The sequence below is a fragment of the Haloferula sp. genome, from assembly GCF_049672945.1.
Taxonomy (GTDB): Bacteria; Verrucomicrobiota; Verrucomicrobiia; order Verrucomicrobiales; family Akkermansiaceae; genus Haloferula.
On the sequence record NZ_JBATWY010000033.1, the window covers coordinates 1 to 25358 of the forward strand.

At 57.5% G+C, this 25358-nt stretch carries 20 protein-coding genes; 10 read left to right on the forward strand and 10 right to left on the reverse strand.

Features of this window, described 5'->3' with window-relative positions:
• Positions 1–1632: Ig-like domain-containing protein (locus WBG04_RS02740; protein WP_424312821.1), on the reverse strand; the 1632-nt coding region annotated here is incomplete at its 3' end.
• 202 nt (positions 1633–1834) lie between these two features.
• On the opposite strand from WBG04_RS02740, the gene WBG04_RS02745 reads away from it, so the two are divergent.
• The 7 genes from WBG04_RS02745 to gap all read left to right on the forward strand — a co-directional run bounded on the left by WBG04_RS02745 (position 1835) and on the right by gap (position 7956).
• Positions 1835–2356 (forward strand): GbsR/MarR family transcriptional regulator, encoded by a 522-nt coding sequence (locus WBG04_RS02745; protein ID WP_424312822.1) that lies wholly within the window; start codon positions 1835–1837, stop codon positions 2354–2356.
• Positions 2357–2427: 71 nt separating this feature from the next.
• Positions 2428–2832 (forward strand): hypothetical protein, encoded by a 405-nt coding sequence (locus WBG04_RS02750; RefSeq protein ID WP_424312823.1) that lies wholly within the window; start codon positions 2428–2430, stop codon positions 2830–2832.
• Positions 2833–2865: 33 nt separating this feature from the next.
• The gene (locus tag WBG04_RS02755; RefSeq protein WP_424312824.1) at positions 2866–3339 is read left to right on the forward strand and encodes a thiol-disulfide oxidoreductase DCC family protein; all 474 of its coding nucleotides are present in this window, start codon (positions 2866–2868) and stop codon (positions 3337–3339) included.
• A complete protein-coding gene (locus tag WBG04_RS02760) occupies positions 3330–4346 on the forward strand; it encodes a TIGR01777 family oxidoreductase (RefSeq protein ID WP_424312826.1) in 1017 nt (338 codons plus the stop codon). Before WBG04_RS02755 ends, WBG04_RS02760 begins: the two co-directional genes overlap by 10 nt.
• Before the next feature lie 83 nt (positions 4347–4429).
• Positions 4430–5728, forward strand: coding sequence for an AI-2E family transporter (locus WBG04_RS02765; RefSeq protein WP_424312828.1), 1299 nt, complete (start codon positions 4430–4432; stop codon positions 5726–5728).
• A 57-nt stretch (positions 5729–5785) separates the two neighbouring features.
• On the forward strand, positions 5786–6790 hold the full coding sequence (locus WBG04_RS02770; protein ID WP_424312829.1) for a COX15/CtaA family protein: 1005 nt from the start codon (positions 5786–5788) through the stop codon (positions 6788–6790).
• Between the two features lie 116 nt (positions 6791–6906).
• On the forward strand, positions 6907–7956 hold the full coding sequence (gene gap / locus WBG04_RS02775) for a type I glyceraldehyde-3-phosphate dehydrogenase (RefSeq protein ID WP_424312830.1): 1050 nt from the start codon (positions 6907–6909) through the stop codon (positions 7954–7956).
• A gap of 115 nt (positions 7957–8071) precedes the next feature.
• On the opposite strand, the gene polA is transcribed toward gap, so the two are convergent.
• Positions 8072–10852 carry a DNA polymerase I gene (gene polA, locus WBG04_RS02780; RefSeq protein WP_424312831.1) on the reverse strand — a complete coding sequence of 927 codons (2781 nt, stop codon included), beginning with the start codon at positions 10850–10852 and terminating at the stop codon, positions 8072–8074.
• Between the two features lie 113 nt (positions 10853–10965).
• On the opposite strand from polA, the gene WBG04_RS02785 reads away from it, so the two are divergent.
• Entirely contained in the window at positions 10966–11745 is a 780-nt protein-coding gene (locus tag WBG04_RS02785; protein ID WP_424312832.1) for a hypothetical protein, read from the forward strand.
• A gap of 3 nt (positions 11746–11748) precedes the next feature.
• On the opposite strand, the gene WBG04_RS02790 is transcribed toward WBG04_RS02785, so the two are convergent.
• The 7 genes from WBG04_RS02790 to WBG04_RS02820 form a co-directional block, all read right to left on the reverse strand.
• On the reverse strand, positions 11749–13227 hold the full coding sequence (locus WBG04_RS02790; RefSeq protein ID WP_424312833.1) for a carboxypeptidase M32: 1479 nt from the start codon (positions 13225–13227) through the stop codon (positions 11749–11751).
• 1 nt (position 13228) lies between these two features.
• Positions 13229–14275 carry an agmatine deiminase family protein gene (locus WBG04_RS02795; RefSeq protein ID WP_424312834.1) on the reverse strand — a complete coding sequence of 349 codons (1047 nt, stop codon included), beginning with the start codon at positions 14273–14275 and terminating at the stop codon, positions 13229–13231.
• Positions 14272–15129, reverse strand: a complete 858-nt coding sequence (locus WBG04_RS02800) for a carbon-nitrogen hydrolase (protein ID WP_424312835.1) — start codon at positions 15127–15129, stop codon at positions 14272–14274. The genes WBG04_RS02795 and WBG04_RS02800 overlap by 4 nt, the downstream gene beginning before the upstream one ends.
• A 51-nt stretch (positions 15130–15180) precedes the next feature.
• On the reverse strand, positions 15181–15717 hold the full coding sequence (locus WBG04_RS02805; protein WP_424312836.1) for a hypothetical protein: 537 nt from the start codon (positions 15715–15717) through the stop codon (positions 15181–15183).
• A gap of 94 nt (positions 15718–15811) precedes the next feature.
• The gene (locus tag WBG04_RS02810; protein WP_424312837.1) at positions 15812–16741 is read right to left on the reverse strand and encodes a hypothetical protein; all 930 of its coding nucleotides are present in this window, start codon (positions 16739–16741) and stop codon (positions 15812–15814) included.
• Positions 16742–16933: 192 nt separating this feature from the next.
• A complete protein-coding gene (locus tag WBG04_RS02815) occupies positions 16934–17527 on the reverse strand; it encodes a hypothetical protein (protein ID WP_424312838.1) in 594 nt (197 codons plus the stop codon).
• A 608-nt stretch (positions 17528–18135) separates the two neighbouring features.
• Positions 18136–20823, reverse strand: a complete 2688-nt coding sequence (locus tag WBG04_RS02820) for a CHAT domain-containing protein (RefSeq protein WP_424312839.1) — start codon at positions 20821–20823, stop codon at positions 18136–18138.
• A 763-nt stretch (positions 20824–21586) separates the two neighbouring features.
• On the opposite strand from WBG04_RS02820, the gene WBG04_RS02825 reads away from it, so the two are divergent.
• Positions 21587–22675, forward strand: coding sequence for a hypothetical protein (locus WBG04_RS02825; protein WP_424312840.1), 1089 nt, complete (start codon positions 21587–21589; stop codon positions 22673–22675).
• A 23-nt stretch (positions 22676–22698) separates the two neighbouring features.
• Here WBG04_RS02825 and WBG04_RS02830 read toward each other — a convergent pair whose 3' ends face one another.
• On the reverse strand, positions 22699–23991 hold the full coding sequence (locus tag WBG04_RS02830; RefSeq protein WP_424312841.1) for a S8 family serine peptidase: 1293 nt from the start codon (positions 23989–23991) through the stop codon (positions 22699–22701).
• A 447-nt stretch (positions 23992–24438) separates the two neighbouring features.
• Here WBG04_RS02830 and WBG04_RS02835 point away from each other — a divergent pair.
• On the forward strand, positions 24439–25358 hold a 920-nt coding region (locus WBG04_RS02835), incomplete at its 3' end, for a POTRA domain-containing protein (RefSeq protein ID WP_424312842.1).

Below are 25358 nucleotides of genomic sequence, written 5' to 3' on the forward strand. Positions count from 1 at the left end.
CGTCAAAGCGACACCGCCGTCGGCATCCTCTCCATTGTAGTCGGCGAGTGTGCTCGTCGAATTGAGGGCGATGACGCCAGTTCCCCCAGCAGAAGCAAGCAGCTTGTTGCCGGGAAAGTTGATGAAGAAGGTACCGGCTTCGGCACCGCCTGCGAGGGCGTGGATGCCTCCGCTTGTTCCCGCTGCTTCGCTGCCGGCGCTTTTGATGAGCACCATTTCCGTGTTGGAGATGTTGAAGGAGCCTCCGAGAGAGGTCGAATAAGCAATATCGTCAAGGCCGACACTCAAGGTGAAGTTGCTATCATCGACATCCGAGCTCGTGGCGCTGCCGGCGACGAAAGAAACGAGGGTCCCGACGGGAACGGCTGACCAGAGGTCGTTGACGGCAAGTTCGTATTTTCCGCCACTGTCACCGTTCATATTGCTGCTGAAATCCTTGAGGATCATGCCGGTCATATCCACGGTTGAACCGGGGGTTCCGTCTCCGACGACGAGGACTTCCACGATGTCGGGGTTGTTCGAGTATTTGTTGATGACCACCGTAGGTGGCTGGGCTTCTTCGGCAAAGCTGAAGCTCCAGTCAGTCGGCAGCGTAAAGCCCGCGAAAGGATTCCCTGCAAGGTCGGTCACCGCTCCGGAAGGAATCTCGACGTAGTAGCCTTCGCCCGCTTCGAAAGGACTGGGGTCGGGAAGCAGAATGAGCCCTTCATTTTCAAGAATGAAAAAATCCACCTCGGCGGAGGCGTCGATGGTCAAGACGGTCTCATTATCGGAGGCACGCTTGATCAGGATGTCTCCGGTTCCCAATTCGCACACTTCGTTGAAGAAAATGGTCAATTCATCGACGGCCGAGACTAGAAGATCCGAAGAGCCCGTGGCCGGAACCAACTCGGTGAATTCAGGCGGCACGACGTCGACGCCGGTGCTTGGTTTCCAAGTGACGTTCAGATCATCGGCGCTCAAACCGTGATCGTTGCCTGGGTGGTCGATCTCCTCCCAACGCAACATCGCGAACTCCCCGGGGGGGATGATGATCTGGACGTTGGAGCTGAGAGCCGCCTGATTGGCTGGATCGTTTCCATCGAGTGGTCCGGTTGTGCCGCTAATGACCGGTGAGGTGAAATTCAAGTCGGTGACGCTCTGCCAAGTTCCATTGACCAAGTCGGTGATCGGCAACGAATCGGTGGTAAATCCAAAGGTCAACGTCTGTGCCGCAGTGGTTCCAGAGTAGCGCCATTGCTCGCCAGTGTAACTGATCGAGTCAATTTCGACCGGGGATGCGCTGGTGTTTTGGAAGAGGACGCCGAAATAGATGGTGCCGGATGTCCCGGACCCCTGAGCCCCCAATGCCCGCTCGGTCGACTCACTGGCGCCGTAGCTGTAGAGAGCTCCGCTAAGAGCGTTTCCTGAGTTGGCGATGTAGACGGTGCGATTCGAATACCACGCAGGGAGGGTGGTGTCGTCTGCCCAAACGTTGTCGGTTCCGTCAATGGCGAGGGTGTCGAAATTCTGAGAGTAGCTCCCCGTTCCCGACACCTCGACGGGTGCGGCATGCAGGAGTGTGGAAGAGAGCGAGCCCACGAGAGCGGCCGTCAAAAGACGGGAGCGTAGCGAGTGACGGGGAGTGTTCATGTGCATGGAGTTCTTGGGGATTTAGGTGACCTGTATTGGCAGTGAGAAGCTCACGCCGTGCCGTTGTCACCGCAACCTGAGTTTTATGTTGGTTCCGACACATAGGCTTCAGAGCATTTGGAGGCGAACGGAAAATGACATTGTGAACAACTCTCGAAGAATATTCTTGCGGTTTTCCAACTTTCAGAAATTATCGAAATAGATGAAGGCCGAAGCGGATAAACTGAACGAAGCCCGCGAGCAATTCGTGAGCCAGTGGGGTGCGCTTGGGACGCAATGGGGCATCAATCGGACGATGGCGCAGATTCATGCCTTGTTGATGACGGTTCCCAAGCCGCTGTGCACGGACGAGGTGATGGAGGCTTTGGAAATCAGCCGGGGGAATGCGCATACCAATTTGAAGGAGCTGATTGCCTGGGGACTGATCCGGAGCGTGGTGAAGAAAGGGGAGCGAAAGGAGTATTTCGAGGCGGAAAAGGACGTTTGGGAAATTTTTACGACCGTGGCAAAAGAGAGGAAGCGGCGGGAGATTGAGCCGGCTTTGGCGGTCCTCCACCAGTGCGCTGAGGAGAGCCGCGAGATGACCAGCGAGGAGGGGAAGGTATTCCACGAACAAATGCGCCAGCTTGAGGAGTTCGTCGGCTTCGCTTCGACCATGGCCGACAAGATCGCCTCGATGAAGCATGGCTTCGCGATTCAATTGGCCGCCAAGCTCTTCAAATAGACCGCCGCGTTTTTTTTCGATCCAAGTTTCATATTTTACTGAAAACACAAAAAAGAAAGGAATAAAAAGTGATGAATCCGACCGTAACAACTTATGCCCTCTACCTTGCCTTGGCCATTCCCCTGACCATTTGGGTAGCGAGGACCTTGCACCGCAGCGGCCGGGTCTTTCTGGTCGACTGCTTTCATGGAAATGAGGAACTGGCGGATAGCGTGAACCACCTGCTGGTGGTGGGGTTTTATCTGATCAACGTCGGTTTCGTTTCGCTGTATTTGAAGCTCGGGGCGGAAGTGCCGGATGTCCGTGGGGTCTTCGAAGCCTTGAGCGGAAAGATGGGCGTGGTGCTGCTGGTGCTCGGGGCGATGCACTTTTTCAACGTGTTGATCTTCACCCGCCTGCGTCGTCGCGCCGAGCTTGAGAGGAGCGGACCACCGGTGCTGCCGACGGGGACGATCACTCCCAAAGCTCAGGTCTGATTTTTCACGGATCCCGGATCACTCTTCTTAGCCATGAGAACCTTGACCATCTTCTACGACCCGAGCTGCGGGCTGTGTTGTCAGTTCCGCGAGTGGCTGGAGCGCCAGGCGTTGTGGGTGGCGACGGAGTTCATCGGCTTCCAAACTCCCGAAGCGGCTGATCGCTTTCCTCAAATTCTGGAAGTCGGGGCCGCCAAGAACTGCGTGGTCCTGGCTGATGATGGACGCTGGTGGCAGGGTGCGGATGCGTGGATCGTTTGCCTCTGGGCGACGCGCGAATTCCGCCTCTGGTCGCACCGTCTGGCTGGTCCGGTTTTCAAGCCGGTGTTAGGCAGCGTGGTTCATCTCATATCGGGCAATCGATTGACGCTCTCGAAGCTGATGAGGCTCAAGTCGGACGCGGCTTTGGTCGAGGAGTTGAAGCGGCATCAGCCGGAGTGTGAAGGGGGAGGATGCGCCCTCCCGCACTTAGCCAAGGTTAAAAATACTTACAAGGCATGGAAATGAAAACAACCGTCGTCATCTTTGGGGCCAATGGATTTCTTGGCCGTTACCTTTGTCGCTATTTCACCCGACAGGGACGTGAAGTCGTGGCGGTCGGCCGTCGGAAAGATGGTTGGTCGGGCGATGGCATGTTCATCGAGTGGGATGGGAAGAGCATCGGACCGTGGGCGCTGGCGCTTGAAGGCGCGGGTCTGGTGATCAATTTGGCCGGACGGAGCGTCAACTGCCGCTACACGGAAGAGAACCGGAGGATGATCCTTGATTCGCGTGTCGAAGCGACTCGCGTCATCGGTGAGGCGATCGCGAAGTGTGCCGACCCCCCGGCCGTCTGGATGAATGCGAGCACGGCGACCTGGTATCGTCACGCGGAAGACCACGCGCAGAACGAGTGGGAGGGGGAACCGGGTGAAGGGTTTTCGGTCGAGGTAGCCCAGCGGTGGGAGCAGGCATTTTTTGCGGCGAAAGTGCCCGGCCGGACGAGGAAGGTGGCGCTCAGGATCGGCATGGTCCTGGCCAATGAGCCTGATACCGTCTTTGATGTGCTGGGCGGCATGGTTCGGCGCGGTCTGGGTGGAACCATGGGCAGGGGAAATCAGCGGATGAGCTGGATTCACATGGATGATTTTCTTGCCGCGGTGGACCGCCTGGAAGGGGACCTTCTTGCCGACGGGGTCTACAATCTGACCGCGCCCGAAGCACCGACGAACCGGAGTTTGATGCGCAGCTATCGCGAGATGGTCGGCATGCCGATCGGGCTTCCCGCGTTTGGCTGGATCCTGGAAGCGGGAGCCTGGGTGTTGGGAACCGAGACGGAGCTGGTGCTGAAGAGTCGTTGGTCGGAGCCGGCAAGGCTGCAAGCCGATGGTTTTAAATGGCGTTGGCCAACCTTGGTGCCGGCTCTTGTGGATCTGCAGTCGCGACCGGGATTGGATGGGTTTTTCCATGTTCCGGAGAGACGGGCGGCCGGGGCACGGGTGTGGACGGCTGGACGTGGTCTCCGAACTGCTTGAAGCGGAAACGGAGCCTAGGTGAAATGTCTGAAGGTTTACTTTGTCGTTCCTCTTCATTGGCGCTATCCTGAGCGCGCACTGAGATGAGTGGATTGGAACATAGACGCCGTAGGCCGGGTGCGGCGCAGATGCTGATTCTCCTCGCTTCGCTGGTCGTGGTCATCGCCGGACTGAAAGCAGCTCAGGGTTTTTTCGTGCCGATGCTGCTCGCCTTCTTTATCGCGACGGTAAGTTTTCCCATCACCAGCTGGCTGCGGACTCATCGAGTGCCGCGGGGGATCGCGGTGCTTCTGACGGTTCTCGTGGACTTCGCCTTCCTCGCCGGGGTGGTCCTCCTTGCGCTTTCGATTCTCGGTGATTTGCAGGCGAAATGGAATTCGGAGTATTCGACGCTTACGATCACCCGGCTTGAGCAGGCCGTCGACGGGATTGCGACTGCCGGTGAGAAGATGGATAGTTGGTGGGGAGAAGGGAAGAATGGCAGTGAAATGGAAGTGGTCATCCCGGAGGGTGAACAACCACCTGTCGCCTTGCCGGTGCCCGAGGGGGAGCGGCTGGAATTGGAAAAGCTCGAGACTGAGACACGTCTCACCAAAGCGGCTGAAGTGGTTTTGTCGCAGCTCAGGGAACTGAAGTTCACTCAGGTCTTAAACTTCGGCACCGATGTCGCGGGTAAAGTGATTTCATTCTTTGGAACCTCATTGGTGATCCTGATTCTGACCGTGTTCATGCTCACGGAGGCCCGAATGTTTGGACGGCGCTTCGATGCGGTGTGTGAGGCCCGTGGCCCGAATATCCAACGCCTGCTCAGCGCCTTGAAGGACACCCAGCGATATCTCGGCATCAAGACGATGATCAGCCTCGCGACAGGCGTGCTGGCCGGCACGTTGTGCTGGGCAGCGGGACTCGATTTCTACGTGCTCTGGGGAATCATCGCCTTTGCTTTAAACTACATCCCGGTCGTCGGATCGGTGATTGCCGGGCTGCCGCCCACGGTGCTTGCCCTCCTTGTCAGCGGGCCTACGGAGGCGGTCGCGGTGATGGGTGGATACGTGCTCATCAATACCTTCCTCGGAAATTTCATCGAGCCCATGCTGATGGGTCGCCGCTTCGGGCTTTCAACACTGGTCGTGCTCCTTTCGGTGCTTTTCTGGGGCTGGCTCTGGGGGCCGATCGGCATGCTGTTGGCGGTGCCGCTGACCATGATGGTCAAAGTGGTCCTCGATAACAGCGACGAGTTCCGCTGGATCGCGGTCGCCATCGGAAAAGAGACCCATCGTCCGAGCGAGGAGCAGAGGATTCTCAAAGAAGGCGCGGCCGAGAAGAAGGACGATGAAACCGCCTTGAGTGGCGAAACGGCAGAAGCGGCAGGTGGGTCCTGATTGAAAAACGTTTTCCGCTGGCATGCCGGGAAATCGTATCCATCTTGCCGCCGCCTCATGACTCGTTTCCAGAAGTTTGCCAGCGCCGCCCTCGTGTCGGTTCTTTTCTTGATTTTCGTCGGGGCGATCGTGCGGGTGACCGGTGCTGGGCTTGGCTGTCCTGATTGGCCAAAGTGCTGGGGCTGTCTCATCCCACCTTGGAACGTCGAGCAGGTGGATCTCAGCAAGGTTGATTTTGAGAAATTCGAAAAGAAGGCGGCACGGCTTGGTCGCGATCCATCGACGGTGACGCCGGAGCACATTCTGGAGAATTTCAACCCACGCCACGTCTGGACGGAGTTCATCAATCGCCTCTGCGCGCTGCCAGTGATGTTCTTTTCGCTTGGGACGATGGTGGCGGCATTCGGTCAGCCGCGTCGTCGACGAATCGTTTGGTGGACCTCGCTTGGATCCCTGCTTCTGGTCGGTGCGAATGCCGTGCTTGGAGCGATGGTGGTTTACAGCGGTTTGAAGCCTGGAGTGCTGACGCTGCACATGGCTCTGGCCATGCTGCTGATTGGCGTTCTCAGTTTTACGGCATGGCGCGGAACGAATCAGCCTTGGTCGCTTCGTCTCGATCCGAAGTCGGTCGGCATGGTGCGGGGCTCGGTGCTGGTTTTGTTGATTCTCATTGTCGTTGAGGGCATTATGGGAACCCAACTTCGGGAAATGACCGACGAAATGGCGAAATCCCATGACGGAGAACCCCGTGAACAGTGGATTGGCGAATTGGAAGAGACCGCGGTTTACTTCATCCACCGCAGTTTCTCCTGGGTCATCGTAGCGGTCTCACTCTTCGCTTGGTGGCGCACTGGCCTCGCGACGGGAGGACATGTCGGGAAGCCCGCCAAGGTCTTGCTGGCCCTGGTGGGTGTGCAAATGCTGCTCGGCCTGATCATGGCTCAAATCCAGGTATTTGCGGTGGTGCAGGTGCTCCACGTCGGCCTTGCAGGAATCATGCTGGCGGCCGTCGTCATCTGGCTTTGCGGCACCTGGAGGATCCGGGAGCCCCTCGGCGACTAAAGTGGAGCGTTGACGGATGGGGAAGTCGGTGGATAATCCCGCCGCCCGGCGGAGGTTCAAAGTCCATCGGGTTACAGAGTGGCCAATTCAGGCCATGACTTACCCACTACACGACCATGATCAATATCGCCATTAACGGATTCGGACGCATCGGACGCCTCGTCTTCCGCGCACTCGTCGAACAGGGCCACCTCGGAAAGACCTTCAATGTGGTTGCCGTGGGTGATCTCGTTCCCGCCGACAACCTCGCTTACCTCGTGAAGTATGACTCCACACAGGGTCGCTTCCAGGGTGAGGTTTCCTCGAAGAAGTCCTCGCCTGATCTTGCTGAAGACGACGTGATCGTTGTCAACGGCCACGAGATCAAGGTCGTGAGCGCTCGCTCACCCGAAGGCCTTCCCTGGAAGGAACTCGGTGTCGACATCGTGATCGAGTCCACCGGACTTTTCGTTGAGGACAAACTGGCCCAGGGACACATCACCGCTGGTGCCAAGAAGGTCATCATCTCCGCACCTGGTAAGGGCGATGGCGTGGCGACTTTCGTTCAAGGCGTCAACGACGAGCAATACGATCCCGCCAAGCATCACCTTATCTCGAACGCGAGCTGCACGACCAACTGCCTGGCTCCTCTTGTCCATGTCCTCCTCAAGGAAGGCATCGGCATCAAGGAAGGTCTGATGACCACCGTGCACTCCTACACCGCGACGCAGAAGACGGTGGATGGACCTTCGAAGAAGGACTGGAAGGGTGGCCGCAGCGCTGCGATCAACATCATTCCTTCGACCACCGGTGCCGCCAAGGCAGTGGGTCTCGTTTGCCCGGAAGTGGCAGGCAAGATCACCGGCATGGCTTTCCGCGTGCCGACTCCGACCGTGTCGGCTGTCGACCTTACGATCAAAACCGAGAAGGAAACCTCTCTCAAGGAGATCAACGCACTGCTCAAGAATGCTTCCGAGACTTACCTCAAGGACATCCTCGGTTACACCGAAGACGAGGTGGCTTCATCCGACTTCATCCACGATCCACTTTCTTCGATCTACGACGCAGGATCCTCGATCGAACTCAACAGCACCTTCTTCAAGTTGGTGGCTTGGTATGACAACGAATGGGGCTACTCCAACCGCGTCATCGATCTGCTCAACGACATCGTGAAGAAGGGCATCTGAGCCTTCGACGACGATTGAATTTTAAAACGTCCACTCCGCAAGGGGTGGACGTTTTTTGTGCGGAAAAAGAGGATGCAGTCGCGTCCGTGAAAGGGTCAACAGGCTTGCTCGAAACTCAATGAGCCGCCAGCCAGTTTGATCCGGTGCCGTGTTCGACGAGGATCGGGACGGAGTGGGGCAGGGGAAGAGCCGTTTCCATGAGGCCGATGATCTCGGGGATGAGAGTCGATTCCTCGTCGGGGTGGAGGTCGAAGACGAGTTCATCATGGACCTGAAGCAGCATCCGGCTTTGGTACTGCTTCTTTCGTAGCAACCCGTCAATCTTGATCATCGCCAGTTTGATCATGTCGGCCGCAGTCCCCTGAATGGGGGTGTTGATGGCGGCGCGCTCGGCGTTGCCACGGATTGTCTGGTTACCGGATGTTAGATCGGGGAAGTAGCGTCGACGTCCGCTCAGCGTCTGAACGTAGCCGCTTTCCCTGGCCTCGGTGATCGTCTGGTCCATGAACTCCTTGATCGCGGGATACTCCTTGAAATAGCTGTCGATCAGCTCGGCGGCCTCGCCGCGTGGGATGGCAAGACGTTGGCTCAAACCAAAAGCCGAGATGCCATAAATGATGCCGAAGTTGACCATCTTCGCGCCACTTCTTTGCTCACGGGTGACCTCGCTTTCCTTCACTCCCCAGACTCGGGCGGCCGTCGCGGTGTGGATGTCCCGTTGATCGCGGAAGGCATCGATCATCGACTCGTCATTGGCGAGCGAGGCCATCACGCGGAGCTCAATCTGCGAGTAGTCGCAACTGAGGAGCGTGAATCCATTTCTGGGAATGAAGGCCTTGCGGATTTCCTTTCCGGCAGTCGAGCGCACCGGGATGTTCTGGATGTTCGGATCAGTGGATGCGAGACGACCCGTGGCGGCGACCAATTGATGGAAGTGGGTATGGATCCGTCCTGTTTCTTCGGCAAGGTGGGTCGGCAGGGCGTCGACGTAGGTTGATTTGAGCTTGCTGGCCTCGCGGTATTCAAGAATGGCGTCGACGATGGGATGCTTGCCGGCCAGGGCGGCGAGGGTTTGTTCGTCGGTCTTGAACTGACCGGTTTTGGTCTTCTTGGGCTTCTCGATCAACTTGAGATCATTGAAGAGGACTTCTCCGAGCTGTTTTGGCGAATTGAGATTGAAGGGTCGACCCGCTTGTTCGGAGATCCTTGTTTCGAGCTCGTTGATCCGTGACACGAGCGTCTTGCTGATCTCCTGAAGCGCTTTGGTATCGAGGGCGATTCCTTCCATTTCCATCCGCACCAGGACGGGGAGCAGGGGAGATTCGAGCTCGGAAAAGATCGAATCCTGACCGGATTCTTTCAGCAGTGGGCGCAGCTTCCCGGCGAGTTGCCAGGTTACGTCCGCATCCTCGGCAGCGTACTCTGCGAGCGTTTCGAGGGGGATCGCGGCGATGTCGAGGTCCTTGCTGGCCTTCTTCTTGGCGGCATGGGCGAAGAGATCATCAGGGTCGCCAGCTTCTTCGGCCTGGGTGGCGATGTCGGCCAGTTTGATTGGTGAGTAACCGAGCATGCTTTCGGCCAGATAGTCCATGCTGTGACGCTGGTCGGGATGGACCAAGGTGTGGGCGAGCATGGTGTCGAAGAACGGTCCCTTGGCTTCGATGCCGTGGTGTTGCAGCACGCAGAGGTCGTATTTGAGGTTGTGCCCGATCTTCTCGGTGTGCCCCGAGAAGAGGGTCTCGAGTTGGGCTTTCAGGGAATCGCTGTAGGGTAGATAGAAAGCCTCGCCGTCCTTCCATGAAAAAGCGATGCCAAGGAGCCTGGCTTTGAAGCGATCAAGCCCGGTGGTCTCCGTGTCGAAACAGAAGTGCTTCTGATTGGTGAGCTGAGCGAAGAGCTCTGCTTGTTTTTCGGGAGTATCAGCGAGCTGATAGGAATGCTCGACTTCGGTGAGAGTCTTGAATGTCTCCTGCAGAGTGGGTTGGGAACTCTCGCCTGATTTGGTAGACGCATGGGCAGCGCTGCTGTCGTCTCCGAAGAGTCGTTTGCTCAGGCTTCTGAATTCGAATTCGGTGAACAGGTCTTTGACCGCGTCGTCTTCCCGCGAGGAGAGCACGAGAGCGTCCCAGGAGACCTCGATCGGAGCATCGACGATGATCGTTGCCAGATCTTTTGAGAGTCGCGCGAGCTCGGCGTTCTCTTCGACCTTTTCCTTCTGTTTGCCTTTGAGTTTGTCGGTGTTGGCGAGCACGCCTTCCAGTGAGCCGAATTGGCTGATGAGCTTTTGTGCCGTCTTGGGTCCGACACCGGGGATGCCTGGGATGTTGTCGACGGAATCACCCATCATGCCGAGGAGGTCGATGATTTGTTCGGGTTTCTCCACACCCCAGATGCCCGCGAGTTCGGCGGGCCCGATGATTTCGTGATCGTTGCCCTTTCGGCCGGGCTTCCACATGAAGGTTCTTGGGCTGATGAGTTGGGCGAAGTCCTTGTCCGGCGTGACCATGAAGGTTTCAAAGTCATCGGCTTCGGCCCGCTTTGCCAGAGTCCCTATCAGGTCGTCCGCTTCGTAGCCGTCGATTTCGAGGACAGGAATGTGAAACGCCTGGCAGAGTCGTTTCACATGGGGGATGGCGGCCGCCAACTCTTCGGGCATGTCTTCGCGCTGAGCCTTGTAGGCAGGAAATTTTTCGTGTCTCGAGGTTGGAGCGGAAGTATCGAAGGCAACGCCGATGTGGGACGGTTTCTCGTTCTCGAGAATGGTCAGCAGCGTGTTGGTAAAGCCGTAGAGCGCTGAGGTGTTGACCCCCTTGGAGTTCCGGATGGGATTGGTGATGAAGGCAAAATGGGCCCGGTAAACGAGCGCCATGCCATCGAGAAGGAACAGGCGGGGCATGGGCGAAGAAGACCAGAGGGGGCGGGGTTCCGTCCAGAGAAGAAGGCGCCCGGCGAAGCTGGCTGACAAAACTCTCGCAAAGAAACCCGAAGCTTCTTACGTAAAGGACTCACATGAAGCTCGGTCCCTCAGTCATTGGAATTATCATTGCCGGCGCTCTCGGCTACTTTCTTGAGCCCTCCATTCGTCCTGCCTTGCTACCGGTGAGCACGAATCGGGCAGATGAGGAGACAGAGAAAGTAGTGAAGGCTCCCCCGGAGGTGGCTCCCGTGGCAGTGCCCGAGGCTCCTCCAGTCGCAGCCGCACCTGCCTGGGTCTCCGAGTTGAAACCAGAGCAGCTTCCCGCGCTCGTGACTCTCAAGAGTGAAGCCTCGTTGCCAGTCGCAGGAGCGAGCGCACCGATGGTGGTGCCCTCGGGCGTTCAGGTGAAACCGCTGCGGGTCGAGGGTGATTCGTTGGTGATCAACTTCGGGGGAATCGCGGAGGGTAGCGTGCCGACGATGGCGACCGACCTTGTCGAGCTTCTCGGAAACGAGCCACCGCCCGAAGCGGTTGTCGCTGCAGTCGATCCGGCCCCTCCTGTGATGGAAGATCCGGTGGAGCCACCGGCGCCTGCTCCTGAAGCGGTGACCGAGCTCACGCCTGAGGAGATTGTTTCGGTGATGCAGGCCAGCGTGAAGGACGGTGAGATCAAGGAATTCACTTTTGATCAGGTCATCGAGTGGAATGCCTCGGATGAAAAGGAGTCCGGTGGAGAAACCTATCAGAGTGGATTGGCGTCTTACAAAGCGGAGACCATCTTCGGCGTGAAGAACATCCAGGCTCAGGCCTTGATCAAGGAAGGAAAGGTCGAGAAGTGGATCTGGCCGAAGAGCGGGATGGAGATCAAGTAAGCGCTACTCGGTGTAGCGTTGGCGCAGGTGTTGCAGGTGGGCGTCGGCCGAAGGTTCGCGGCCACTCGCATTCCGAATCAGCTCGGAAGGCTCGAGCGTGGCGCCCGGATCGTGGATTTCTTTCCGCAGCCACTTGAGCAGTGGTGAGTAGTCGGCACTTGAAACGCCTTTGCTGATCGAGTCGACCTGCATGGCGGCCTTGAAGAGTTGGGCGGCGTTGAGGTTTCCGATCGTATAGGTAGGGAAGTAGCCGAGTCCTCCCATCGCCCAATGGATATCCTGAAGGCAGCCGTGAGCATCGTCCGGAGGAGTCACACCAAAACTCTCGGTGAAGGCCTCGTTCCACGCCGTGGGGACATCGGCAACCTTGAGGTCACCGCGCATCAATTGGCGTTCGAGCTCGAATCGAAGAAGGATATGAAGGTCGTAGGTCGCTTCATCCGCCTCGACGCGAATGAATGAGAACTCCGCGCGGTGGATGAAGGCGAGGAAGCGATCCAGATCGGTCTTTCGAAGCTGCGGGAAGTGATCGGCGGCAATCGGGAACCACTCTTCCCAGAATCCACGAGAACGGCCGACGTGATTTTCCCAAAGACGCGACTGGGATTCGTGAATCCCGAGCGAAACGGAGTCTCCAGCAGGGGTGCCAAAGTCTGCGGAACGGAGACCTTGTTCGTAGAGTCCATGTCCCGCTTCGTGCATCACTCCCAGGAGTGAAGAAGTGAAGTCGCCTTCGTCGTAGCGAGTCGTCAGGCGGACATCACCGGGACCCAGCGTGGTGCAAAAGGGATGGGCGGTGGTATCGATTCGGCCCTTGTTGAAGTCGAAGCCGAAGGAACGTGCGACCTCTTCGTTGAACGCCATCTGCTGCTCGATCGGGTAGGGTCCATCCGGCAGGGCGACGGGATTCAGCGCCGTGCGCTCGACGGCTGCTGCCGCGATCAGGCGAAGGTCGGGTCCCAAAGCATCGAAGACTTGTGAGATACTGGCCGTGGTGGCGCCACGTTCGTAGGTTTCGATCAAGGCATCGTAGGCTTCGTCGGGGTAGCCCCAGAGTTCCGCCTTCTCACGGCTCAGGTCGAGGAGCGCCTGAAGATGGGGAGCGAAGAGTTTGAAGTCGGACTTCTTCCGTGCCTCCGACCAGGCGTGCTTGGCGTGGCTGGAGAGCTTGGAGTCCTTCTCGACGAGGGCGGCGGGCAGCTTCGTGGAGCGTTCGAAGCGACGTTTCATTTCCGTGAGATTTCCGAAGCTCCGTTGATCGCTTGGATCCACTTCATCGAGCGCCGCCTCAAGAGCATCGCGAAGCGCCGGCGAGGTCGACAGCTCGTGGCTGCGACCTGACAGCCAGGCGAGCTGGCGGGCGCGCCAGCCATGCGCTTCCTCAGGCAGGTAGGTTTCCTGATCCCAGCCAAGGACTGAGGCCGAGGACGAAACGAGGGCGGCCTCGGTGGCGAGTTCTGCGACTTTCTCGATAGCGGACATGTTAGAGTGGCTGTTGTTGGGAGAGGCAGTGGAGAGTGCCGCCTTCCTCGACGAGATCAAGAGCGTCGATGGCGACGACTTCCCGGTCAGGGAATAGCTCACGGAGAACGCCCTTGGCATGGTCGTCATTGCGGGCTTGTCGAAAGGTGGGAACGAGGACGGCTCCGTTGACGATCAGAAAATTGACGTAGGATGCGGGTAGCACCGGAAGGCGCCAGCCGGGAACTTCGCAGGCTTCAGGCATTGGCATTTCGACGAGTTCGAAGGGGCGGCCTGAGGATGTCCGGAACTCTGCGAGACGACTGAAGTTATCCTTTAGAACACGATGGTTTGGCGACGAGCTATCCGACTCCACGCCGGCGACGATCGTCGTATCATTCGTGAAGCGCGCGAGGTCGTCAATGTGGCCATCCGTATCATCGCCTTCGATTCCCTTTTCGAGCCAGAGAATCTCATTCACGCCAAGATAGTCGCGGAGATTTTCTTCGATCGCAGTGCGATTCAGATCGGGATTCCGGTTCTTGTTGAGGAGCACGGCTTCAGTGGTTAGAAGCTGACCGCTGCCATTGATTTCAATGGCACCCCCTTCGAGAATCATGGGAGCTTCGAAGCGGCGCAGGCCAAGGGACTCGGAGATCTGGGAGGGGATCGAATTGTCGGCGTCCCACGGCTCAAATTTTCCTCCCCAGGCATTGAAGCCCCAGTCGGTAAGCGCGATCTCTCCGGATGCCTCGTTCTTGACGAAGATCGGGCCGTGGTCGCGGCACCAGACGTCGTCGTGCGGGTGATCGAACAGTTCCAGATGCTCTGGAACCACCTTTGCGTGGTTGCAGAGTCGTCGGATCTCGTCGTGAGTGGATCTGGAAGCATTGATGCGAACCGTCTCGAAGCGGCTGATTGCTGCGGCGAAGGCGGCGAAGCGTTCGAGAATCACGGAGCGCTTCCCACCGCCCCAGTGGCGCGGATCGTCCGTGGGCCAAGACAACCAGACTGCTGACTGCGGGGCCCACTCTGGAGGCATGGAATAGCCGAGGGATGCCGGGGTCATGATCTCCAACGAGTCGTAAGCTCACCATAGGCATCAATCCGGCGATCGCGGAAGAAGGGCCAGATCCGACGAAAGTCCTCGACCGCCTGATACTCGAGATCGTGGTATAGGATCTCTTCTTGATCGGTGGAGGCCTTGGCGACGAGTTCGCCATAAGGATTGGCGATAAACGATCGCCCCCAGAATTCGCTCTCACCTTCCGTGCCGGTCCGATTAACCGCCGCAAGGTAGCAGCCGTTGGCGACGGCATGGCCTCGCTGAACCGTTTCCCAGGCGCAATGCTGGGCATCACCAAGCTCCGCTTTTTCCTCAGGGAGCCATCCGATGGCTGTCGGGTAGATCAGGACCTGAGCCCCGCCGAGGGCCATGAGGCGAGCCGCTTCGGGATACCACTGGTCCCAGCAAATCAGCACGCCGAGCTTGCCAAAGCGGGTTTCCCAGACTGGCCAGCCGCTGTCGCCTGGAGTGAAATAAAATTTCTCCTCGAAGCCCGGATCCTGAGGGATGTGAGCCTTTCGATAGAGTCCTAACAGCGCACCGTCAGCATCGTGAATGGCTGCGGTATTGTGATAGAGCCCCGGGCCGCGATGCTCGAAGAGGGAAGAGACGATGACCACCCCAAGTTCGGAGGCGAGGGCTCCAAGGCGATCCGTGATTGGGCCGGGTAGCGGATCGGCGAGGTCGAAGAGTGCCGGGTCTTCAATCGTGCAAAAGTAGGGAGTCAGGAAGAGTTCCTGAGTCACAACGATGTTGGCACCTTCCTCGGCGGCACACCGAATCAGCGATTCGTGATGATCGAAGGCTTCGGTCTTCGATGGAAACGCCTTGGACTGGAGCAGGGCAATGCGAGGCATGCCGGAAGCATGATCAAAGCGGGGCCTTCGTCCACTCCAGAAGCAATCCGCTTAGAGCCGCGACAGGGCCAAGGCGATTTCCAGACTCGTGCTGCTGGCGCTTGCAGGCAAGTCACTGCTGTAAGCGACTTCACCTTTGGCGTTGATTCCGGTGATGGTCTGAGCCTTGAAGTCCACGATCACGAGAGCACCCTTGATTTCCTCGAGTCCCTCGGTGGAAGAAACGGATGAGAATACGCCGTCTTCCAGGTCAGAAATCGCTTCGAGCTCATGCTGCAACTCGGTGGAAGCGCCGACGAGGATCACACGGGCCGAATTGGCGGCGGAGAAGCTGCCAGCACCACGGAAGGTTTCTCCTGGCGCCGAAGCATCTGGACGAAGCATAACGGCTGAAGCGATGGCGAGAACCATGACGGCGGCAGCCGCGCCACCAAAGGCCGGACTTGCCATCATCGAGCGCAGGGACTCGAAGAGCCCAGCAAGGGAACTCTGACGAGACGAACTCGGCAGGCTGGATGCTGTGCGGGTCAGATCCTCCAACAGCGCGGTTGGCAAAGCGGGTGCTTGCTCGGTGGCGTGCGTTTTCATGCTACCCATCAGAAGATCCCGAGTCGCATGTAAGTGATGTGGAAGGTCAAGATTCATTGTTATTGCTCCAATCGCAGAAAGTCAGGGTCTGTTTTCAATTTTCCAAATGTTCTCGAATTTTTTCGAGGGCGGCTTCCACTTGGGAGGCGAGAACCCGTCTTCGAGTGGATCCTGAGGCAGAGGCCTTGATGCCCGCACGGGCACAGAACTCATCGTCCTTGATCAGGTCCTGAATGGTGTGGCTCTGGGCGACGTAGAGCCGGAAAATGAGGTCCCATTCAGCACTCGAAAGGGCGTGCTGACACTCGGAATAGATGTTTTCGAAGGTGGTTCTCTCAGGATCAGCTGATGGATCTTCAAATTGGATCGGTGCCTCCGAGCTGTCCGTGAGAGCATCGAGGCTGTCGCCGTTGTTCGGCTGATTCTTTAGAGTGCCACGCCTGCGATACCAATCGACGGCGCGGAAGCCGACGATGCGGGCATGGAGAGGGATGAGTTCCTCGAACACCGTTGGGTCCATGATCGGAGCGCCACGCCCATCCTCCCGCTCACGAACGAGCTCGGTGAGGGTATCGATGAAGACGTCCTCGGCATCGGGCCCTTTGATACCCTTGCGGCTCAAGGTGGCGAAAGCCAGTGGACGAAGAAGATCAGGTAACCGGTTCCACTCGCGGTCATGGAAGCCTTTTTCCGGATCCTGCTTCTTCAGGCGATCCAGGTCGAGATTCTGCTCGTAGCGTCGATCTTCTGGGTCGTGATGGACTTGAGGGTCGGAGTTCGACCTCCTCAGGTTCGCGACAACACTGCGGGTGGCAGACGAAGCCTCTTCGAGCACCTTGGCCGTAAAATCGGCTTCGGACTCGGGGCCATCAAGACAATCAATCGCAAGGTTGCGAATCACCTGCTCGGCAATCTTTGAGGCCTCGTCTTCGGACACAAGCACTCCTTCCACCGGGCGTCGGGCGCGGTGCCAGCAGGCATTCCAGCACTTCTGCAAGTGCTGCTCGTTGAAAGTGGGGGACATGAGGTGGGACAACCTGATGGAATACTAAAAAGAACAGCTATGCAAGCTTCTAAGTTCTCTTTACTTTAATTTTTTCAAATTTATGGAGTATTCACGATCGGGAATAGAGCGATTTTTCCATGGAAGCGCTCGGTCACTGGCTGGATCCGAGGGCCAATTTTCTTGGGTGGCTTCGGGAACCGACGATCCCAATTATTGAAGAGCACCAAAAGCGAGAGCGATCCGCTCCGCAAAATCGGATCGATCCTCAGGGAGCTGATCGGCAAGAATTTCCCGGCTATCGGTGTCGTAGCCGACAATCGCACCTCCTTTGACATCGACGAGCAACTTGGCGGTTGAGATCGTCGCGGCGACCAATGGATCTGTGGTCTCGATCACTCGACTCATGTCGAAGAGTCCGGATTCCTCGAGCAGGCGTCGTGTTTCTGGCTCGGCGGTGATGAGGACGATCGTGGCTTCCGAAGCCGTGTGGATCACCTTGGATCCTCGAAAAGACCCCGTCTCTTGCGTGTTGGGTACTGTGCTGAGAAAGGAAGGGCTGAGAACGCTGAGCATCACCATGGCAGCTGCTGCGAGACCAAAGCCAGGGCTGACGACGAGGGAACGAAGCTTTTCAAATGGCGAAATTCCCGGACTTCTCATGATCGCCGCTGGCGTTTGCGTGATTGTAAGATCGCGAACGAGTTCCCCCGGAATCGGAGGAGCCAAATCCTGGGGATGCAAGTAGAGGCTACGTTTCAGTAGCTCGGCGGTTTTCTCGAGATGTTGGGGAAGCTCAATAGTCATGGTTTGTAAAACCCCAATCGTAGTCAGATGCCTCAGGTTTCCAAATTATCAGACTTTCCCTGATATTTGGATATCTGACAGCTTCCCGCAGGAACGCTTCCAGAGAGGTCCTCTGGTGAGCTCATTCTGTTTGAAGGTTGCTTGATAGTGAATTTTTTCAAATATTTTGGAAATAGCGATAGTCGACCACGATTGGAGTATTGATGAGCGACCCCACCTCCATGTTTGAATTTTCCCACGCAGACGCTTCGGGGGGAGTGCCTACTGGGTTTGAGAACTTGGACGAGTCGACACCATTTTTCGCTGGCGATCACCTGATGGGGGGATCGGAGTTTTCAGTGCCGCACGAAACCACACGAGCCGGGGGGCTCACTGGTGAAATGCCCATGATGAGCTCCACCGAAAGGCGTTCGCCACGCATCAGATCGACCGTTGCTCGTCGGGGGGCGAGCCGGTCGAGTGCTTTTCCATTCCCCGCGACTCCGAGGGCTGGCATCGCCGGGCGGAATCGATCAGGGAGATAGCTTTGTTTCGGGCTGTGCTAGTCCAAATGCCGAGGTCGGACGCTGGAATTCGGGGGGATTCGTCAGCGTCTGGCCTCGGCCTTTTTATGACTCTCTTCTCGCGGATCCACTGCTGATTCGTGCGACGACGAAAAGCAGAAAGGGAATCGCTGCGACAAGGAATCGCCATGGCGAATCCCAAAATGAGAATCGTTCGGGAAGGACAACAGCAGGAATACTTGGCCCAAGAGTGAGTGGGGTGTTCTGACTGATGACGAAGGGTGCGTAGCGAAGAACGGCCAACTCGAACTCCTCGTCGGAGGCGGCTGCGTCGAGGAAGTCGCCTTGGGTTTGCCACAAGGATTGCGCCGGGCGGTCGGAGGCGACGGCCCGGGCATAGAATTGCTCCATGAATGGAGGTGTGGAGACGTCTGAGACGGGCCACAGGGCGACGACGGTTTCGCGGGCTCCGGCGAGCGCGAAGGCACGGCGCAAACCGAGGATGCCCTCACCCGAAACCGGAGTGCCAGCACCTGACTCGCAGGATGAAAGGGTGACCAGGCGAGTTCCCTGGAGGGGGAGTTTGGCAATCTCCGATGGGAATAGTAAGTCATCGGTTACCGAGAGTTTTGGGCTATCGATGCTTCGCTCGGCTCCTCGGTAGAGCACCAAGCCTCCGGAATAGAGGAGCTCGGAACGTTCATCGAAGTCCACTGGCAGTCCTGCGGATGCGACCGGGTCCTCGAGAAAGAATGCATGGGAGCCAAGATGAAGGACTGCCGGATCAAACGGTAGCGTGTGAAGCGCGGACTCGGTTGCGTCCTGATCGCTCAGGAAGATCGAATCCTTGGGAGCGAATCTCCTGAGCTTGGAAGCCTCGTCCATCGTTCCCGGCATGGGTTGCAGATCGCTCAGAAGCCTGAGAAGGTCGTCGTCTGAATCAGAGCCACTAGATTTCGGGAAATGGGAAACGGTCAATACCGCCCATGCCTGCTCGCTGAGTGCACTGCTTGCTTGGGAATTGAGGAGGTCGCGACCACTGCTCACCGTAGCGACCTGAAGGTAGTTGCGGCTGAGGGCTTGATCTTCGGAATCGAGAAGTGCGGATAAAGGGAGAAAGTGAAGCATCCCGGCGGGTGAGTAGGCAATATGCTGGATGTCCTGCGGTAATCTTTCGGCGATCGGTTCCCAGTAGCCGCGATAGAGTGCGCGAAGAATGCCTCGCATCTTGAGCGGCGGAGGCGGACCCGCTTCACCCGACATCGTTGCTGACCGCCAATTGAGTCGACTGCGGAAGGCTTTCATCCAGCCCTGGAGGTCGACTCCGGGATCGAGGGGAATCCATTGGGGTGGGCCTTCCGGCAGGATCAGAACGGCACCGTATTGTTCGGTGGCGGGGGTGGAGATGCTGAAATAGCGGCAGGTATCGATGAAGGCACTGCCTTGGGCTAGGGATGCCTGGACGTCCTGCCAGACAATTCGTCCGGTATCCTGCCCCTCGCCGATGAGGGCGTCTAACAGCCGCGCCTTGCTGGCGAGCAGCACATCGGCGATCATCTCCGCATCGCCTGTGGCGCAAGGAAGTGAGAGTAGTTCAAAGCGTTCAAGGAAGTTGAGTCGCTCCTTCTCGCTGCCTTCCCGGATCAGCTGATCCAAAAGCTCAAGCCCGACCCCGGTCGCCTTTTCAATGTAGCCGAGCGCATCGGGTGAGTCCATGAGCAGGGCGTTGCGTGCGAGATTGCGTTCGGTTTCGGCAACGCGAAGATGAATTGGAGGAAGGTGCTCGGCCTGCAGTGCGGCAGCCCGTTCGAGATGCTCCTTTGCCGCGCCAAAATCACCCGCTTCCTGTTCGGCCACGCCAAGATTGTTCAGCGGGAGCATCAGGCTCGGATGATTTTCCTCGAGATTGGTATCGAGCAGATCGAGGGCTTCCGAAAATGCTTTGCGTGCACCAGCAAAGTCACCAAGCGAGAGATAGAGCTCACCCTGGTTATTGATGTAGGGAACCGCGCGCAAGGGATCGGTTGCGAAGATTTGCTTGGCGGCTTCGGCGACCGCTTCGATACCTATCTTTGCGTCGTCGGCCCTGCCAAGTCGCAGTTGGGCGAGGGCAAGCTGGCTTTCCAAGGTAAGACGTAGTTCGGCGTTGTCGAAGGGAAGAGCCAGTGCCTCGCGGAAGGAATCGATGGCCTTCGAGTGGCTTCCAAGTGTGTGGTAGAGTCGGCCCTTGTGATCCAAAAGCTGAGCGAGGACGTCCGGAGCTTCCGTCCCTGCGGCGGCAATCGCCTGATCAAGCAGGGTGCCGACCTCGGTGTAGCGTCCGGAATACAGGAGGTTGAGTGCGAGATGGTCGAGGGTCGCCACTAGATCGAGGTCGACAGGGTTTCCGGTCGTCGATCTTCTCGCTTCGAGTACCTGCCGGAGCAGGGTTTCGCTTTCATCGAGTTTTCCCAAATCCTGAAGAGTCAGCGCTTTGGCTTCGAGTGCGTCGGGCAATTGCTCGGGGGCGTGGGTCGCGAGCAAGTCGCAGGCTCGGGTGAGGTGCTCAAGCGCCGCGTCTGGCTTTCCCATTTGCCGCTCGACGATGCCGAGAGTCTGGAGGGTGAGGGCGAGATTCTCTCCGGTTTCGGCAGTCGGTGCCTGGTCGTGAGCGCTCTGCCAATCGCTTGCAAGGCTCTCAAGCTCCTTCTCAGCAGCCCCCAGATCGCTGAAATCGAGCCCGCACGCAGGAAACATCGCACCAAAAATCAGGGCGAAGCCGAGCGGGAGAAACAGGCGCGGCAGAGAAAACATGCGGAGGTTGATTGGTGGGCTGTCTAAATTATGAACTTTTTCAGGTATTTTGGAAATCGGGAATTTCAATCGCGATTGGGATAATGATGACGGGCCTCTCCACCATATCTGAAACCACCGAATTGATCGCTCCGGGGGGAGTGATTGCCAAGGTGGCCCAAGGATCGGAGAGCTTGTTCATGTTTCATTCCAGCGAATGCCCGATGGGGGAATCGGAGATGAGTCGCCAGCCAGAACACGCCAGAGCCGGGGGGCTCAAGCGTTATTCTGGTCGGATTCTCTCCGTCGGACGGTGTCCGCTGACAATCGGTAAGACCGTTGCCCACCGGGGGGTGGGCCGGTCTGTCCCGATTCCTTTCTTTGACTCTCGTAGGAATTCGAACGGAGGCGTGGAGTCGGGGGGCTCCTGTCGGCTCGGTCCGATTTCTATGAACTAAGGGCACTCAGTCAGTGCCAGGTCGGAATCTGCATTATCCGGGGGGAAGCCGCAGATTCCGACCTGATCCCTTGGTTTTCTAGAGTCGTTTTCAGGACCCTTCGTCCGTTCATTTACCCATCTCGATCCCTCTCTTGGAGCTTCGGTTGATGTTCGATTCTTTGCCTGATTTTCAGGGATGAGATGCTGTTGGTTTTGAATGATTTTCGATCGTCGAATTGGTCATCAAACCTACGCGATCTCGTACGAGGGAGATCTTCCAATCACTTAAGATTGCCGTATTTTCAAGGAAGCCATCAGCCACGGCTATCCACCCTGTCCCACATTATGAAAGCTGTCCCACTTGCCTTTCGCGGAGTCCTTCTCGGGCTCGTCACTTCGTCCCTGCACGCCCAGGGGCCAATTCTGTCAACGCCCGGTACTGCCACCTGGGCGACCGAAAATCTTGCCAGTGGTGGCACCCGCACGATCTTCACAATTACGGGGAACACCGTACTTGATTGGAATCAATTGAATCTTGGAAATGGTAGCGAACTGGTCTTTGACTTCGTCAGTGGTGAGAGCGTCGTCAACAATCTAACAGGGAGTCGTCCGCATCGGATTGATGGAACGGTATCATCAAATGGACTTGTGGGCTTCTTCTCCCCCAATGCCCATTTGCAGGTGAATGGAAACATCACCGCGAAAGGGGTGACGATTGCCACCCTCGATGTGAACCCGGCTGACTTCGCCGGTGGAAACTACGCCCTGTCCGGTGGATTCGGAAAGCGACTCTTGGTCGGTGGCGAGGTTACGGCCACTGAAGGCGATGTCGTCTTGGCAGGGCGCTCGGTGACGATCGGTACCGATGCCAGAATCACAGCGACGGGCAGCGCTCTGTTCGCCGGTGGTGATGATGCAACGGTCGTGTCTGGCGGCGAACGTCAGCTTAACGTTGTCGGAACGATCGGAGTCTTCAATCACAGCGGGACGACGATGGCCTCGCGGGTTGAAGTGGCTGCCGGTGAATCGATCGTGAACAATGGTCGTCTGGATGCTGGCACCTCAAAGATCTACCTCGAGGTCGGTCAGGACGGAAGCATTTCCAACGAGCTTAATGGAGTCATCGTGGGCGACGCGGCTTTTGAAGGTGCGTTTCTCGACGAAGGACTGATCATTGCACCCTACGAAGGCGACATTCTGCCAGTGGTCAATGATTCACGGCTGAAAGTGCCGACGCTAAAACGTCCAGACGGGTCCAAGGTAACGACTTCCAAGAAGCTGACTTACAGTGCGCCCATGAGTGCATCGAGTGACGCGGGTCGTTCGGCAAAGCGGAGAAGTCAGCAAGTGGCCAAGGTTGATTCGTCCAAGTCGTTGCTGAACCGCTCATCCTTCTTCGGGATGCGAGGAAGCAAAACAATTGCTTCGCGATGAGGAGGCCTAGGCGCTCGAGGCGATCAAGGAGCTGGAGTGATTTCCAGCTTGAGATAGCAGCAGCTTTCGTCGCCGACGCGCGTGTAAGTGACAGGAATCCTGCCATTGGAAACCGCACCGTAGGACAACTCACCGCTGGTCGAGGTGCTCCAGCTCTTGAGGCACGGAGACTCCATGACTCTCCAAGTGATGCCGTCGTTCAATTCGAAGGGATTCCCAGCATTGAAAAGGTCGCTATCGATCGTAAAGCTGATGGAAACCGTGGTCATTCCACCAGGCAGGGAGCTGCCTGCGACCGTGGGCTTGGCAGGGGTCTCATTAAGATCAAGCGGGTCGCTGCCGGCAAACCTCTCGAGGACGTCATGAACTCCATCTCCATCCGAATCGATGGGTGGCAGTTGCACGAGGTTCACGGCAACCCCGGCATGGGTTGAAGCTTTCAGGCTGGCTTCCAGCTCAGCGGGAGAGTAATTGGGATGCATCGACAAGGTGGCGAGTGCAGCACCTGTTGCCAAAGCGGCTGCCGGGCTGGTTCCGGTGCTTGCGTCATAGAAGCCGCTCTGCGGGGCTGAGACTCTGACGGTCCTTACTGAATCACCCGGCGCGTAAAAGTCGACGGCTGCGCCGAAGTTCGAGTTCGAGAGCTTGCCGTTCGACTGGCTGCTGGCACCGACGCAAATAACTCCATCCATCGTGCCGTAAGCTGCCGGCACATAATTGGCGGCTGGCTTGTTGAAATTGCCTGCTGCAACGATGACTGTGATTCCCTCCGAGACGGCGAAGTCGACGGCATCTTGGAGGACGGGGCTAGCGCCAGCGAAGGCGGAACCTGCTGCGATGCAGATGATGGCCGGCTTCTCGGAGTTGAAAAGCTGGTGGAATACCGCTCTTTCGACCGCCTCGGCCAAAAGCCCCGAGGAGCTGTTGCTTCCTTCGCCGTCCGGGTAGATATCGTAGTTGATCACTTCGATCGGAGTGCCCAAGGCGCTCCCGGTCTCGGGTCCGGCGATGATTCCCAGCATTCGTGTGCCGTGGAGGGTTCCGCGGGGCGTACCTGCGTTGAGCGGGGTGCCGACCAACTCAGTCTGAATCGTCAGGTTCGGGTTCGCATTGAACCATCCGCTGGAGTTGTCGACCGAATTATCAATCAGGTAGAGCCGGACAGGATTGCTGGTCTCTGGATAGAGGTAAGCTTCCGTTAACGCCGGATTGTCGCCGTCGTTCAGGCGAGCGAGCGCCCAGCCGGGGTTCGGGGTCGATCCGTTGGGAATGATCGGCACGTCGAGGCCGGACCACTCCAGTAGGGACTTATTCACAGGCGCTTCAAAGGACCACACCGAGTCATCCGCGACCTGCGCGTTTGAGAGGGATAATCCCGAGAAAACTGTCGCCAGAATGCACGAAATGGATGTAAAAGGGAGTCGGATCACAGGGAGGTGTTCGGACGGTTCGTGATTGATATAACTCCCTCTAACGGCTCAGTCGAGAAAATACTAACATCCTTGAATGACAGAGAAATTCCTAAAAACCTTACAATCTTAAGGGGTTTAGGGTCTTGAATTTTTAAAATAAAGACATCCTGACTATCTGTTTTTACAAGAAAATGATATAACTTGGTTTTTGGCTTGGGTTGTAGAGAGGGGCGATTTACAAGCTCACAGCAAGGATTTGGAGATTCTGGAGAAGCTCCGAACGTTGACCTCGGCATTCAAATGGCCCTTCAAACCCCTCGCATCTTCCTGGCTTGGCTGGCTTCATGGTTCATGATTCCGGCGCTTTATGGGCAAATCCTGCCGGACCTGGCACCACAAGTTCCTGAGCCGGAACCGATAGAAAGTTTGCCACCGGTGGTGGCTGAAGCCGGAAATTTGGCAGGAAGGGGTGTCATTTTGACGGAAAATCTTCAAGGAATCGTGCTGGAGTCCTGGTCGGAATCGGGGCTTGCGGAGATTGCGGATTGGTTTTCGGCGAGTGAGGACCTGTTGGTTCCCTCTCCGAAGACGCTTTCGCGCAAACTGGCCGACTATCTGGACAAGCCTCTGACCGAGGGCGACCTCGTTGGACTGGCCGACGTCATTTTGATTCACTACGACCTAGAGGGGTATCCGGTGGTCGGGCTGGAAGTGCCCGACCAGGATTTCCGGGACGGGAAGCTCCATCTGCTGGTTGAGATTGGCCGGATTGGGCGAGCGGGGGTTTCCCGGCCCAAATATGGCAATCCGGAAGTCTTGCGGGAAGGGCTCTGGCTGAGGGGTGGGCAGTTGCTGCGCCGCCGGGATCTCGATGAGCAGCTCTACTGGTATGGCCGTTCGATCTTCCGCAATCCGCGCTTGTTCGTCGCTCCGGGTGAAGAGCCGGCAACCGCCGACGTTCTGATCGCCATGGAGGAAACGAAGCCGTGGCGGGTCACCGTCGGTTACGAGAATAGTGGGCCGGAATTGGTGGGGGAGAATCGCTTTATCTTAGGAGCCTTGGGAATTACCAAGAACGAGCATATTCTGGCGTGGCAGTCGGTCGTGGGGGCTCCGGTCTCATCGATGCAGGCCCACGCCTTTCATTGGGAAATTCCGTTCCACCATCTCCACCAGAGCCTGATTCTGGATGCGGGATACGCGGAGGTCTCGAGTCTTGCGCTTTCGCGGGTAGCGCCGGGACGATTCAACGTCGTCCAGAACGATGGTTA